The sequence below is a fragment of the Herbidospora galbida genome, assembly GCF_005233835.1.
Lineage (GTDB): Bacteria > Actinomycetota > Actinomycetes > Streptosporangiales > Streptosporangiaceae > Herbidospora > Herbidospora galbida.
In genome coordinates this window covers 75,707-89,120 of the sequence record NZ_SZQA01000018.1, presented here as the reverse complement: position 1 = coordinate 89,120, position 13,414 = coordinate 75,707, and the positions used below count along the sequence as shown (strand labels likewise).

The 13,414-nt window shown below is 72.0% G+C and carries 14 protein-coding genes; 6 read left to right on the top strand and 8 right to left on the bottom strand.

Features of this window, described 5'->3' with window-relative positions:
• Positions 1 to 63 precede the first annotated feature (63 nt).
• Both FDA94_RS19545 and FDA94_RS19540 read left to right on the top strand, forming a co-directional pair.
• The gene (locus FDA94_RS19545; protein WP_425460159.1) at positions 64 to 1,044 is read left to right on the top strand and encodes a LacI family DNA-binding transcriptional regulator; all 981 of its coding nucleotides are present in this window, start codon (positions 64 to 66) and stop codon (positions 1,042 to 1,044) included.
• Positions 1,041 to 1,760 carry a sugar phosphate isomerase/epimerase family protein gene (locus FDA94_RS19540; RefSeq protein WP_137248510.1) on the top strand — a complete coding sequence of 240 codons (720 nt, stop codon included), beginning with the start codon at positions 1,041 to 1,043 and terminating at the stop codon, positions 1,758 to 1,760. The genes FDA94_RS19545 and FDA94_RS19540 overlap by 4 nt, the downstream gene beginning before the upstream one ends.
• Here FDA94_RS19540 and FDA94_RS19535 read toward each other — a convergent pair.
• Genes FDA94_RS19535 through FDA94_RS19525 form a run of 3 tightly spaced genes read right to left on the bottom strand, consistent with a single transcriptional unit; the run spans position 1,711 to position 4,720 of the window.
• Complete coding sequence (locus FDA94_RS19535; RefSeq protein ID WP_137248509.1) at positions 1,711 to 2,541, bottom strand: sugar phosphate isomerase/epimerase family protein; 831 nt, start codon at positions 2,539 to 2,541, stop codon at positions 1,711 to 1,713. The genes FDA94_RS19540 and FDA94_RS19535 overlap by 50 nt on opposite strands.
• Entirely contained in the window at positions 2,538 to 3,587 is a 1,050-nt protein-coding gene (locus FDA94_RS19530; RefSeq protein ID WP_137248508.1) for a dihydrodipicolinate synthase family protein, read from the bottom strand. The genes FDA94_RS19535 and FDA94_RS19530 overlap by 4 nt, the downstream gene beginning before the upstream one ends.
• Positions 3,584 to 4,720 (bottom strand): Gfo/Idh/MocA family protein, encoded by a 1,137-nt coding sequence (locus tag FDA94_RS19525; RefSeq protein WP_137248507.1) that lies wholly within the window; start codon positions 4,718 to 4,720, stop codon positions 3,584 to 3,586. Before FDA94_RS19525 ends, FDA94_RS19530 begins: the two co-directional genes overlap by 4 nt.
• Before the next feature lie 105 nt (positions 4,721 to 4,825).
• Here FDA94_RS19525 and FDA94_RS19520 point away from each other — a divergent pair, with 105 nt between their 5' ends.
• The gene (locus FDA94_RS19520; RefSeq protein WP_137248506.1) at positions 4,826 to 6,373 is read left to right on the top strand and encodes an alpha-amylase family glycosyl hydrolase; all 1,548 of its coding nucleotides are present in this window, start codon (positions 4,826 to 4,828) and stop codon (positions 6,371 to 6,373) included.
• Positions 6,374 to 6,421: 48 nt separating this feature from the next.
• Here the strand turns inward: FDA94_RS19520 and FDA94_RS19515 are convergent, their stop codons facing one another.
• The 4 genes from FDA94_RS19515 to FDA94_RS19500 all read right to left on the bottom strand — a co-directional run bounded on the left by FDA94_RS19515 (position 6,422) and on the right by FDA94_RS19500 (position 9,654).
• The gene (locus tag FDA94_RS19515; protein ID WP_137248505.1) at positions 6,422 to 7,159 is read right to left on the bottom strand and encodes a restriction endonuclease; all 738 of its coding nucleotides are present in this window, start codon (positions 7,157 to 7,159) and stop codon (positions 6,422 to 6,424) included.
• Complete coding sequence (locus FDA94_RS19510) at positions 7,156 to 7,362, bottom strand: hypothetical protein (RefSeq protein WP_137248504.1); 207 nt, start codon at positions 7,360 to 7,362, stop codon at positions 7,156 to 7,158. Before FDA94_RS19510 ends, FDA94_RS19515 begins: the two co-directional genes overlap by 4 nt.
• Positions 7,363 to 7,828: 466 nt before the next feature.
• Complete coding sequence (locus FDA94_RS19505; protein ID WP_137248503.1) at positions 7,829 to 9,055, bottom strand: HRDC domain-containing protein; 1,227 nt, start codon at positions 9,053 to 9,055, stop codon at positions 7,829 to 7,831.
• A complete protein-coding gene (locus tag FDA94_RS19500) occupies positions 9,052 to 9,654 on the bottom strand; it encodes a DUF3000 domain-containing protein (RefSeq protein WP_137248569.1) in 603 nt (200 codons plus the stop codon). The genes FDA94_RS19505 and FDA94_RS19500 overlap by 4 nt, the downstream gene beginning before the upstream one ends.
• 546 nt (positions 9,655 to 10,200) lie before the next feature.
• Between FDA94_RS19500 and hemE the strand changes: the two genes are divergently transcribed.
• From hemE to FDA94_RS19480, 3 genes are read left to right on the top strand one after another with little or no spacing between them, the layout of a single operon-like run.
• The gene (hemE, locus tag FDA94_RS19490; protein ID WP_137248501.1) at positions 10,201 to 11,238 is read left to right on the top strand and encodes a uroporphyrinogen decarboxylase; all 1,038 of its coding nucleotides are present in this window, start codon (positions 10,201 to 10,203) and stop codon (positions 11,236 to 11,238) included.
• A complete protein-coding gene (locus tag FDA94_RS19485) occupies positions 11,238 to 11,696 on the top strand; it encodes a GNAT family N-acetyltransferase (RefSeq protein ID WP_137248500.1) in 459 nt (152 codons plus the stop codon). Before hemE ends, FDA94_RS19485 begins: the two co-directional genes overlap by 1 nt.
• Before the next feature lie 12 nt (positions 11,697 to 11,708).
• On the top strand, positions 11,709 to 12,470 hold the full coding sequence (locus FDA94_RS19480; RefSeq protein ID WP_137248499.1) for a hypothetical protein: 762 nt from the start codon (positions 11,709 to 11,711) through the stop codon (positions 12,468 to 12,470).
• Here the strand turns inward: FDA94_RS19480 and FDA94_RS19475 are convergent.
• The gene (locus tag FDA94_RS19475; RefSeq protein ID WP_170991025.1) at positions 12,453 to 13,388 is read right to left on the bottom strand and encodes a DUF4349 domain-containing protein; all 936 of its coding nucleotides are present in this window, start codon (positions 13,386 to 13,388) and stop codon (positions 12,453 to 12,455) included. The two genes, FDA94_RS19480 and FDA94_RS19475, sit on opposite strands and share 18 nt — an antisense overlap.
• Positions 13,389 to 13,414: the final 26 nt, after the last annotated feature.

Sequence of the window (13,414 nt, the reverse complement as noted above, 5' to 3'; positions counted from 1 at the left end):
TACTCGCGAGTAACTAGCCGGATGTGCGGCATACTGGGAAATCGCTTTCCGGGAGGATTCTTCGTGGTCACGCTGGAAGACGTCGCACGACACGCCGGGGTGTCCCTCGCGACCGCCTCGCGCGTCCTGAACGGGAGCGCCCGCCAGGTCGGCGCCGGGCTCCGGGCCAAGGTCGAGCAGGCGGCGGCCGAACTGGGCTACCGCACCAACGTGGCGGCCCAGACGCTCGCGCGCGGGGCCGGGAACGTGATCGGCCTGGTCGTCCACGACCTGGTCGACCCCTACTTCGCGGCCATCGCCGACGGGGCGGTGAAGGCGGCCGAAGACCACGGGATGGTCGTCATGGTCGGCACGACCCACCGCGACCCCGCCAAGGAGATCGCCTACGTGTCCTCTCTGGGGGCGCAGCGCGCCAGGGCGGTGATCCTGGCCGGCTCGCGGATGGACGACCCCTCGGCCGCCGGCCTGCGCGCCGAACTCGACCGCTACCGGGCCGGGGGCGGCCGGGTCGCGGTCGTCGGGCAGGACCTCCTCGGCGCCGACACCGTCGCCGTGGCCAACCGGGCGGGCGCCGCCGCCCTGGCGGAGGCCCTGCACGCGATGGGCCACCGGGAGTTCGCCGTCCTGGCCGGCCCGCCGCGCCTGATCACCGCCGTCGAGCGGTGCGAGGGCTTCGCCGGGGCGCTGCCCGGCCTCTCGCCGCAGATCATCCACGGCCCCTTCGACCGCGACGGCGGCTACGGCGCCGCCCTGTCGATCGACCCCGGGGTGACGTGCGTGTTCGCGGTCAACGACGTGATGGCGGTGGGCGCGCTGGCGGCCTTCCGCGACCGGGGGATCCGGGTGCCCGACGACGTGTCGCTGGCCGGGTTCGACGACATCGCGACCCTGCGCGACCTGGTCCCGGCCCTGACGACGGTCCGGCTGCCACTGGCCGAGATGGGGGCACGGGCCGTGGAACTGGCGCTGTCGGAGGAGGCCGGGCCGTCGGTCGTCCACGTCGAGGGCGAGGTCGTGATCAGGGAAAGCGTGCGGGCCCGATGAGGTTCGCGGTCAGCACGCTCGGGCTGCCGGGCTCCTCCCTCGCCGAGGCGGTCGAACTGGCGGTCCGGCACGGGGTCGACGGGCTGGAGCTGCGGCTGCACGAGGACATGCCGCTGGACCTCGATCCGCGCGACGCGGGTCTGGAGGCCGTCTCGATCTGCGGATACGTCCGGATCGCCGAGTCCGGGCCGGACGGGCCGGTGATCGCCGCGCTGCGGGAGCAGCTCGTGCTGGCCGATCGGTTCGGGGCGCTCGGGGTGCGGGTCTTCCCCGGCGGCTCAGACGTCGAGGCCGCGCTGCGGCGGCTCGACGCGGTCGCAGGCGAGACCCGGGCGCGCGTGCTCGTCGAGACGCACGACCACATGGCCACCGGGGCCGCCGTGGGGGCGCTGCTCGACCGCTTCGGGCGGCCCGAGGCCGCCGGGGCGATCTGGGACGTCCTGCATCCCTGGCGGAACGGCGAGGAGCCCGCCGCCACGTACGAGGCCCTGCGGCCGCACCTCGCCTACGTCCAGATCAAGGACGCCGCCGGCACCACGCCCCGGCCCATGGGACTGGGGGAGGTGCCACTGGACGTGGTCGGCGACCTGCTCCGGGGTTATCCGGGGTGGCTCTCCCTGGAGTGGGAGAAGGCCTGGCACCCCGAGGTCGAACCCCTCGACGAGGTCATCCCCGGGGCGCGGGAGTGGGTGCGATCAGTCGTTCGTAGCGGGTGATCATCTCGGCCACGACCTCGTCGGGGTCGCGCGCCCAGACGTCGGCGTTGAAGATCTCGACCTCGACGTCGCCGTCGTAGCCGGCCGCGCCGACCGCCTCGGTCAGCGGGCCGAAGTCGATCACGCCGTCGCCCATCATGCCCCGGCCCAGCAGGACGTCGGCCGGGAGCGGGACCAGGAAGTCGCAGACCTGGTAGCTGAAGATCTTGGCGCGGGCGATCTCGGTGAGGACCTCCGGGTCCCACCACACGTGGAAGGTGTCGACCACCACCCCGACGTTGGCGAACGGCTCGGCCAGGTCGTTGGCCTGCCGCAGGGTCGACAGCACGGCCCGGTCGGCGCAGTACATGGGATGGAGGGGTTCGAGCGCCAGGCGTACCCCCGCCTCGGCGGCGTAGGGGGCGAGGACCTCCAGTGACTCCGCGACCTTCGCCCGCGCGGCGGGCAGGTCGCGCGAGAACCGGCCCAGAGGTTCGCCGGGGACCACGCCCGGGAGGCCGCCGACCACCATGACCAGGCACGACGCGTTCAACGCGGCCGCCTCGTCGATGGCGCGGCGGTTGTCGTCGAGGGCGTCGTCGCCGGTCAGGAAGCCGCCCCGGCACAGGGAGGAGACCCGCAGGCCCGCGTCGCGCACCAGCTTCGCCGACGCCTCCAGGCCCTGTTCGGCGACGTTCTGCCGCCACAGGCCGATGGCCTCCAGACCGTGCCGGGCACAGCCGTCGACCGCCTCGCGGACGGTCCAGCGCTTCGTCGTCCACTGGTTCAGTGACAGGCTCACCGGCCGTACACCGCCTCAAGAGAGCGCATGCGGGCGGCGGCCAGGTCGGGGTCGGCGATCAGCCCGGCGCGGGCGGCCAGGCGGTGCACCTCGCGGAGGTGGGGGAGGGAGCGCGCCGACTGGGCGCCGTTGACCATCACGAAGGCGTCCTGGTGGCCGTTGAGCCAGGCCAGGAAGACGATGCCCGTCTTGTAGTGGAAGGTGGGAGCTTCGAAGATCTTCCGGGACAGGTCGACCGTGGGGGCCAGGATGCGGTCGTAGGCGTCGAGGTCGCCGTCGTCCAGGGCGGTCAGGGCCGCCGAGGCCACAGGGGCGATGGCGTCGAAGATGCCCAGCAGGGCGTGGGAGCCCGACTTGATGAGGGACGGGTAGTTGAAGTCGTCGCCCGTGTAGAGGCGCACCCCCTCCGGCAGCGCGGCGCGCAGGGCCACCTCGTGGGCCTCGTCGAGCAGCGAGACCTTCACCCCTTCGATCTTGGCGGCGTTCTCCCTCACCAGGGTCAGGAACTCGGCGGTCGCCTTCTCGACGTCCCGGGAACCCCAGTAGCCCGCCAGGTTGGGGTCGAACATCTCGCCGAGCCAGTGGAGGATCGCCGGGCGGTCGACCTCGGCCAGCAGGCGGCCGTAGACCCGGTGGTAGTCCTCCGGGTGCCGGGCGGCCGCCGCCAGCTGGCGCGACGCCATGATGATCACGCCCGCCCCGGCCTCCTGGACGGTGGCGATCTGCTCCAGGTAGGCGCCGAGGATGTCGGTCAGGTCGGCCGGGCCGGTCAGCTGGTCGGTGCCGGCGCCGCAGGCCACCAGGTCGGGGGCCTCGGCCGCGCTCAGCCTGATCAGCTCTTTCGTCGCCGCCCAGTCGAGGCCGGCGTTGCGCTGGGCGGTGTCCATGGCGTCGGCGACGCGGAAGCCGTGCGACCACAGGTGCCTGCGGAAGCGCAGGGTCGCCTCCCAGTCGACCTTGGCGGGACTGCCGGGCGTGTTGTCGGCGAGGGGATCGGCCACGACGTGCGCGGCGGCGTACACGACCCGGCTCTTGAAGGTCTTCACGACGACACCGCCATGCGGCGGCCCTCGGCCGCCGACTTCAGGCCCAGCTCCGCGAGCAGGACGCCGCGCGCCCCGGAGCGCAGCGTGTAGGGGAACGGCTCGTCGTCGGCCACGTGGCGGACGAACCGCTCCCACTGGACCTTGAAGCCGTTGTCGAACTCGGCGTTGTCGGGGACCTCCTGCCAGCCGTCGCGGAACCGGGCCGTCGCGGGCAGGTCGGGGTTCCAGACCGGCTTGGGGGTGGCGCTGCGGTGCTGTACGCGGCAGTCGCGCAACCCGGCGACCGCGCTGCCGTGAGTGCCGTCGACCTGGAACTCCACCAGTTCGTCGCGGTTCACCCGCACCGCCCACGACGAGTTGATCTGCGCGACCGCGCCGCCGTCGAGCTCGAACACCGCGTAGGCGGCGTCGTCGGCGCTCGCCCGGTACGCCTGCCCGCGCTCGTCCCACCGCTCGGGGATGTGCGTCGTGACGTGGGCGTAGACCGAGGTCACCGAGCCGAACAGGTTCTCCAGCACGTAGGCCCAGTGGGGGAACATGTCGAGCACGATCCCGCCGCCGTCTTCGGCGCGGTAGTTCCACGACGGACGCTGCGCGGCCTGCCAGTCGCCCTCGAACACCCAGTAGCCGAACTCGCCCCGGATCGACAGGATCCGCCCGAAGAACCCGCCGTCGATGAGCCGCTTCAGCTTCAGCAGGCCCGGCAGGAACAGCTTGTCCTGGACGACGCCGTTCTTCACCCCGGCGGCCTCGGCGGTGGCGGCCAGTTCGAGCGCCTCGGCCGAGGTCTCGGCGGTCGGCTTCTCGCAGTAGACGTGCTTGCCGGCCGCGATCGCCTTCTTCGTCGCCTCGACGCGCGCCTGCGTGATCTGCGCGTCGAAATAGATCGTGTTCGCGGGGTCGGCCAGGGCGGCGTCGAGGTCGGTGGTCCAGTCGGCGACGTCGTGCTTGGCGGCCAGCTCCTTGAGCTTGGCCTCGCTCCGCCCGACCAGCACCGGCCGCAGCCTGACCTTCGAGCCGTCGGCGAGCACCACCCCGCCCTCGGCGTTGATCGCCAGCACCGACCGCACCAGATGCTGCCGGTATCCCATCCGCCCGGTGACCCCGTTCATCACCACGCCAAGCTCGGCCATGCGGTCCTCCTTCAGTGGAAAGCGCTTTCCGCACGGTACGTCGCTTCCGTCCGGGAACGCAAGGGGTCTGGTTAACTAGGCAAACGACCAGCAAAAAGGGAGTGCGTGTTGAGTCAGTGGTGGCGTGACGCCGTCGTCTACCAGGTCTACCCCCGGAGCTTCGCCGACGGCAGCGGCGACGGCACCGGCGACTTCGCCGGAGCCCTGGCCCGGCTGCCCTATCTGGCCGATCTGGGCGTCGAGGCCGTCTGGTTCTCGCCCTTCTACCCCTCGCCGCTGGCCGACGGCGGCTACGACGTCGCCGACTACTGCGACGTCGACCCCCGCTTCGGCACCCTCGCCGACTTCGACGCCTTCGTCGCCGCGGCGGCCACCCACGGCATCCGGGTGATCGTCGACATCGTCCCGAACCACTGCTCGTCGGCCCACCCGGCGTTCCAGGCGGCCCTGGAGGCCGGTCCGGGCAGCCCCGAGCGCGACCTGTTCATGTTCCGCGACGAGCCCAACAACTGGCAGTCGATCTTCGGCGGCCCCGCCTGGACGCAGGTCGCCGACGGCCAGTGGTACCTGCACCTGTTCGACTCCTCCCAGCCCGACTGGAACTGGCGCAACCCGGCCGTCCCGGCGATGTTCGAGAAGGTCATCCGCTTCTGGCTCGACCGGGGCGTCGCGGGCCTGCGCGTCGACGTCGCCCACGGCCTGTTCAAAGACCCCGAACTGCCGAGCGTCCCCGACCCGGCGCCCTCCGACCGCCCCTCGCCCTGGTTCCACCGCCCCGAGCTCATCGGCCACTACGCGTCGTGGCGGGCGATCCTCGACTCCTACTCGCCCGACGTCTTCCCCGGCGAACGCACGGCCGTCGGCGAGTTCTGGGGCACCGAGATCACCCACCTGGAGCCCTACTTCCGCCCCGGCGGCATGCCCCAGGCCTTCAACTTCTTCCTGTTCCAGACCGCCTGGGACGCCGCCGCCCTCAAGCACACCATCACCACCTCGATCGGCCTGGCCGCCGAATCAGACGTGGTCGCCCCCTGGGTGATCAGCAACCACGACGTGGTCCGCCCGGTGACCCGCTACGGCGGCGGCCCCCTGGCCAGCCGCGACCTCGACGTGGACGTCGCCCTGGGCACCCGCCGCGCCCGCGCCGCGGCCCTGCTGCTGCTCGCGCTTCCCGGCTCCTCCTACGTCTACCAGGGCGAGGAACTCGGCCTCCCGGAGGTCATCGACATCCCCGACGCCTTCCGCGACGACCCGGTCTTCCACCGCACCGGGGGCGCCCGCCTGGGCCGCGACGGCTGCCGCGTGCCGATCCCGTGGTCCGGCACGGCCAAGCCCTACGGCTTCACCGAAGCGGAGTCGACCTGGCTGCCCCAGCCGACGAACTGGGGCGGGTTGACCGTGGAAGCCCAGCAGGCCGACCCCGGCTCGACGCTGAACCTCTACAAGCGGGCCATCGCGGCGCGCCCGCGCGGGGGCGCCTTCGCCTGGCTCGACCGGGGCGACGACGTGATCGCCTTCACCCGGGGCGAGGGGTTCACGTGCGTGGTCAACCTGTCGGCGCAGACGCTGCCGGTGGAGGGGGAGGTCATCCTGGCGAGCGGGCCGCTGGAGGGCGGCCTGCCGCCGGACACGGCGGTCTGGGTCAGGTCATAGCCGAGGCTTCGGGCGGCTCGCGCCGCCCGAAATTCGATAGGTCGAGCGCTATGGCTTGACGCCGAATCTGTCGGCCGGCCAGGCGGAGAACGGCCATCGGACGGCGTCACGGTCGGCTGAGGGGTCGCGCAGCCTGAGGAGACGATGGAAGCCGACGCCGTGCGTGGCCCATCGTTCGAGGTCGTCGCGCCCGACGAGATGGATGCCGAGCTCGCGGGCGGTCTGCCGTGCGTCGCGGGTGAAGCCGCCGTTCGTGACGATCACGGCGAGCTGGGCCCGGTGGAGGGCGGCCGCGGTGCCGTTGACCGCGTAAAGGACAGGGGCTCCGACCCTGCGCCCCATGGTGGTGTGCTTGCACTGCACCACGATCGTTCTGGCGCCGGCGTCTCGGGCGATGACGTCGGCGGCCTTGTCGCCTCTGCGGCCGGTGTGCCGGGCGGTGAGGCCGTCACGATCCATGAGGTCGCGGACGGCGAGTTCGAACTCCACCGGTCGCATGCCGTCGATCTGCGGCAGGGTCAGCCGGAGCTGGCCGAGGCGCCTCCTGCGGATCTGTTCGGCGCGCACCCGCTGTCGCCACCACGCGACTGTCGTGCCGATCAGGACCAGCGAGAGCAGAAGCGCCAGGTACCAGTGGTCGAGGAGGAATCCGATCACGGCCAGGATCAGCCGGAAGGCCAGCCAGCCCGTGACGCCCACGGCTATGGCGAAGGCCGTCCACTGTCCGACGGTCTGGGGCGTGCCCAACCCGAAGTCGGGAAGTCGCTTGAGCAGGCGAGGTCTCACGGAGCCCCGCCGTCGGCCGGGGGAGCGGAGGCGGGGATGACGGAGCCCGGCTGGGTGCCCTGATCGCCGTCATCGGTCCGGCCCTGGACGACCACCAGCGCCACGAGGGCGATGACGGCGGCGACGCCCCACCCCGAGGCGTGCTTCCTCCGGCGCGGGTTGCTCACGTAGTGGCCCTTTCGCCAATGCTTTCCCGTGGGCATGACTGATCCTCATTTCATGGGGGTGTGTTTCCGCCGATCGGCGCTGAGAGACATGGAAACACCCCGCACCGACAGAACGGCCCGGCATTGCGAAGGATCAGAAAATGGCGAATGCAGGAATGGATGTCCGCCCAGAAAGGTGAATGTCGCGTCGAGGTCATGTCGTGGCGCGGGCGGCGGTCGGGTGGCCCTCTGACGCGGCCGATCAGATCGGACGCTCGCCGACTCGGAGGTGCACGTCGACCAGTCGCCCCGGCTCCATCGGCTGCTTCGGGGAGGACCTCCTGGGCCTTTCGGCGGGCGCCGTTTTATGCGGCAGCCGGGCCCTCTATCCTGGCGTGGCCTTTGACTGGCAGACGGACTTTTATGGCAGAGGAGTCACCGTGCTCTATTTCAATTCGACCGGCTGGATGGCCTATTTCACCGGCTCCGAAACCGTGACGGGCAGACCCCGCCACCAGCACCCTTAGATCTCGCCCTTGGTCTCCAGTCGCTGCAGCGCCCGTGACATCGGGTGGGCCGCCAGCCCGATCTGCCACTCGCGCGCCCCAAGCGCCCGGAGCCGGTCGGAGATCGCGTCTTCGTCGAGGTCGGCCGGGGGCTCCCACGTCAGACGCCTGACGGCGTCGGGCTGGAGGAGGTTCTCGGTCGGCATGCGGTGTTCGTCGGCCAGGGCGGCGACCACGGCGCGGGCGGCGGCGAGGCGTTTGGCCGCCGCCGGGTCGCGGTCGGCCCAGCGGTTCGCCGGGGGCGGGCCGTCGCCCGGGCCCAGCGGCTGGGGCAGCTCCGACTCGGGCATGGTGCGGCCGCGGGTGATGGCGGCCAGCCATTCGCGCAGGTGGCGGCGGGCGCTGCGGCCGGTGAAGGGGGCGATCTCGGTCAGGCCCTTGGTCGTGCGGGGCAGGTCGAGAGCCGCCTGGACGATCGCCGAGTCGGGCAGCACCCGGCCCGGGGCCAGGTCGGTCTCGCGGGCCAATGCGTCACGGATGGTCCACAGCTCGCGGACCACCGCCAGGCCGCGCAGGGCGCGGACGCGGTGGATGCCGCTGGTGCGGCGCCACGGGTCGGTGCGCGGGGGAGCCGTGGGGGCGGTCAGGATGGCCGCGAACTCCTCCATGGCCCAGTCGAGCTTCCCGGTCTCGGTCAGCTCGGCGTGCAGGGCGTCGCGGAGCTCGATCAGGACCTCGACGTCGAGGGCGGCGTAGCGGAGCCAGTCTTCGGGCAGCGGGCGGGTCGACCAGTCGGCGGCCGAGTGGCCCTTCACCAGGCCGAAGCCCAAGACGACCTCGACCATGGTGCCGAGGCCGACGCGTTCGTAGCCGAGCAGCCGGCCGGCCAGCTCGGTGTCGAACAGCCGCCGTGGCCGGAAGCCGATCTCGGCCAGGCACGGCAGGTCCTGCGTCGCGGCGTGGAGCACGACCTCGGCGCCCGACAGGGCGGCGTCGAGCTGCGACAGGTCGGGGCAGGCGATCGGGTCGATGAGCGCGCTCCCACTGCCCGATCGCCGGAGTTGCACGAGGTAGGCCCGGCCGCTGTAGCGGTAGCCGGACGCCCTCTCGGCGTCGACGGCCACGGGGCCGGACCCGCCCGCGAAAGCGCTCACGGCCGCCGCGAGGTCGGCGGCCTCCGCTATGACGGGCGGGATCCCTTCGCGAGGTTCCAGCAGAGGCTGAACGGCTGTCTCATCGGTCACGTACTGGTCTTCCGGTCTGTCTCTTCATCGGTGCGTCTCGGCCGCAGGGCCGTGACATCGGGCGGCAGGGGAGGTATCCCGGCGGCGATGCACATCAGGTCGCACCAGGCGGCGACGTGCGCGGAAAGATCCTCGTCCAGAGGCGACCATGACGCGCGCAGTTCCAGCTCGGTCGTGACGGGATCGTTGTCCTTGTTCCCGAAACCCTCCGACACCGCTCTGGTAACCGTACCTCCCGCGGCGGCGAACCCGGCGCCGTGGGTCTCCAGCGCGTCGGTGAGCCAGCTCCACGCCACCGGGCCGAGCAACGGGTCAGAGGTGATCTCCGGCTCCATGTCGGCGCGCACGTAGGCCACCAGCCGGAACGGGCCCTCCCAGCCGCGCTGGCCGTCGGGGTCGAACAGGACGATGAGCCGGCCCATGGCCAGTTCGTCGTCGTCGCGGTAGACCGACGCGCCCACGGCGCCCGAATAGGGGGCCAGCCGCTGCGGCGCGGGGATGTCCTCCAGCTCGATCTCGGGGCGCACGGTCGCGGGGCGCAGCGTGGCCATGGCACGGGTGAACGCCTCCGGCGGCCCCGGGCGGTCACCGATCGACATGACGGGCGCGGAGGCGGGTCGCGGAACGAGACGGAGCAGGGGGGTGGTCGTCGCGGTCATCGGTGGTGATCAAGCCGCCGCCACTGCCTGAACGGGACGCGGCCGGCCGGAGGCCGCCTGTGGCGCGCGTTGTGAACCTATCTCGAAGAACAGGGCGCTCCCGCAGGTCACGCACGACCACTCGGGGCACACCTCGTGACCCTCCTCGCAGGGCGGCTGCGTGAACTCGCGCTCGGTGTCGCAGGAGGCACAGCGCTCAGTGCGGTGTTCGGGGGAACTCCACATCGAAGTCATCGCCCTTTCATCGGAACCGGTGCGTCCGACGGTGGCACGTCGCGCCGACAAAACCCCGCATCGCGCTCGGCGTGTCTCGAAAGTGGTATTGGAATCGATGCCGGAGCCCCATTTGGCGAACACTTTGCCTAGAGCGGCGCTCGCGAGGCGTTTGACCGGGGTGTCGCGAGGGCCCAACGATACCGATCATTGGGTGGTCCTGTACCCGGGGTCCTGGCACGGACCGACGCCCGGGCGTGGGACTCTGGTGGGGTGAATCCCCAGCTGGCCGAGTCGCCCTTCCTGCTGGCCTGCCGCCGCCAGCCAGTGCCCCACACGCCCGTCTGGTTCATGCGTCAGGCGGGGCGTTCGCTGCCCGAATACCGCAAGGTCCGCGAGGGCACCGAGATGCTCGCCGCGTGCGCCACCCCCGACCTGGTCGTGGAGATCACGATGCAGCCGGTCCGCCGCTACGGCGTCGACGCGGCCATCTTCTTCAGCGACATCGTGGTGCCGCTCAAGGCCATCGGGATCGACATCGACATCAAGCCCGGCGTGGGCCCCGTCGTCGCCGACCCGATCCGCGACGCGGCCGCGGTCGGGCGGCTGCGCCCGCTGTCGCCCGACGACGTCCCCTACATCACCGAGGCCGTGACCGAACTGGTCAGGGAGCTCGGCGCGACCCCGCTGATCGGGTTCGCCGGCGGGCCGTTCACCCTCGCGTCCTACCTGATCGAGGGCGGGCCCTCGAAGAACCACGACCACACCAAGGCCATGATGTACGGCGCCCCCGAGCTCTGGCACGCGCTCATGGACCGGCTGACCACCATCACGCTGGCCTGGCTGAAGGTGCAGGCCGACGCGGGCGCCTCGGCGCTGCAGCTGTTCGACTCGTGGGTCGGGGCGGTCGCGCCGCGCGACTACCGCGAGTTCGTGCTGCCGTACACCTCGAAGATCTTCGCCGGGCTCGAAGAGCTCGGCGTCCCGCGCATCCACTTCGGGGTGGGCACCGGCGAGCTGCTGCCGGTCATGGGCGAGGCCGGGGCCGACGTCGTCGGGGTCGACTGGCGGGTGCCGCTCGACGAGGCGGCCACGCGCGTCGGCGCCGGCAAGGCGCTGCAGGGCAACCTCGACCCGGCGATCCTGCTGGCGCCGTGGGAGGTCGTCGAGAAGCAGGCCCGCGGGGTGATCGAGGCCGGGCGGGTGGCCGAGGGCCACGTGTTCAACCTCGGCCACGGCGTGCTCCCCTCGACCGACCCCGGCCAGGTGGCCCGGCTGACCGAGTTCGTCCACGAGTTCAGCGCCCGCTGATGAGAATCGTGGTCGACGACCTCTCGGGGCCGGAGATCGCGGCCTTCCTGGAGGAGCACATCCGGGAGATGCGGGCGACCACCCCGCCCGAGAGCAAGCACGCCCTCGCCCTCGACGGCCTGCGCCGCCCCGAGGTGACCTTCTGGTCGGTCCGCGACGAGGGCGTGATCGTCGGATGCGGCGCGATCAAGGCGCTCGACGACGTCCACGCCGAGGTGAAGTCGATGCGGACCGCCGCGGCGCGCAAGCGCAGCGGGGTCGCCTCACTGCTCCTCGGCCACCTCATCGCCGAGGCGGCGCGCATGGGCTTCACCCGGCTGAGCCTGGAGACGGGCTCGGCCGAGTTCTTCGCACCGGCGAGGTCCCTGTACGAGAAGTTCGGCTTCACCTACTGCGAACCCTTCGCCGACTACCGGCCCGATCCGCTCAGCGTCTTCATGACGAGGACCCTGAGCTGACAGGGTGAGGCCATGCGGGTCGTCCTCCTCTCGGCGCTGCTCCTGCTGCTGATCGCCTCCCCCTTCCTGCCCGGCGGACACGATCCCCTGGCGCTGCCCCTCTCGACGCTGGCGCAGATCTTCGGGGCGGTGGGCCTGCTCGCCGTGGTCACCTCGGTCCCGCTGCTCGTGTGGCCGCGCAACCGGTTCTGGCGGGTCGCCCAGACGGTCGCCCTGACGATCACCGCGCTGGCGGTCTCGGCCGCCGCGGCGGCCGAGTCGGGGCCGCTCCTGGGGCTGGGGGCGCTCGTGCTGTGGGTGGCCGTGCTCGCCCGGCGGCCCTCGCCCGTCTACTTCGTGGCGCTGCCGCTGGTCGCGCTGGCCGGGCAGGCCGTGCTCAACCGCCCGCTGACGGCGTACGCCCGCGACACCGCCGTCGCCAACGCCGCCGAGATGATCGCCGCCGTCGAGAAGCGGCACGCCGACCACGGCGGCTACCCCGACGCGCTCACCGCCGTCTGGCCCGACTACCGGCCGGGGGTGCGGGGGGTCGAGGGGTATCGCTACGCGAAGGGCGGGGAGTCGTACGACATCTCCTTCGAGCTCCCCAGGTTCTTCTTCGACGCGTTCGGGACCAGGGAGTTCGTCGTCTACAACCCGGCCGACCGGCACCTGATGCCGAGCCACGCCTCCTGGGTGCTGCTGTGGTCCGACGCCCGGATCCGCAACCAGCAGGGCTGGTACGAGTCCCGCGACGCCGGACCACCGCACTGGAGGTCATTCCTTTTCGACTAGCTCCTCGTCCCGCGCCGGCGAGGCCGCGACGGGAGCCGGGACCGGCTGCTGACGCCGGCGCATCCGCCGCCACCACGGCAGCGCGAGCACGGCCAGGACGGCCAGCACGACCAGCCACGGCAGCAGCGCGCCGACGATCGTCGACAGGGCCTCGGCGAAGTTCTTCAGGCCGGTCCAGCCCGCCTTCAGACCGGCCAGGAAGCCCGTCTCCTCCTCCACCGGCTCGACCGGCGGCGCCGACGGGCCGACGAGGGTGATCGTCACCGTCGCCATGCCGGTCTGCTCGGCCAGCGACTTCTGCCGGGCCTGGAGGGCCTCCAGGTCGGCGGTGCGGGACTGGATCTCCCGCTCGATGTCCATGATCTCGCCGATCTTCTCGGCCTTGCCGAGCAGCGTGCGGAACTGCGCCACCGCGGCCTCGGCCGACTTCACCCGGGCCGCGACGTCGGCGACCTCGCCGGTGACGTCCTGGGTGCCCTGGTGCAGCGACTCGGTCTCACCGAGTTCCTTGCCCAGGCGGCTCAGCGTGCCGGGGTACTGACCCGGCGGGATCTTGAACGTGAGCTGCGACTCCTGCCGCGAGGCGAAGGAGTTGGAGCGCTCCTCCGCGACGTAGCCGCCGGCCTCGGTGACCATGCGCTTGGCCGATTCGGCGGCGGCGGCCACGTCCTTGGCCCGGACCGTCATCTCGGCCGTGTAGATGATCGACCGGTCGGCGGGGGCGACCGTCACATTGGTGGTCGCGGGGGCCGCCTTGGCATCTCCTTCGTCGGAGCCGCCGGCGAGGTTCTCCCGGGCCGCCGGGGCGGGGGCGGCGGCTTCCTCGCCCGCGACCGAGGGTGCCGAGGCCGGCATGTCGGCGACGCCGCTCGCCGACTCGCCGCCGCCGCCACACGCCGTCAGGAGGAACGCCGCCATCACAAGCGGCAGTACCGCGCGTGAGC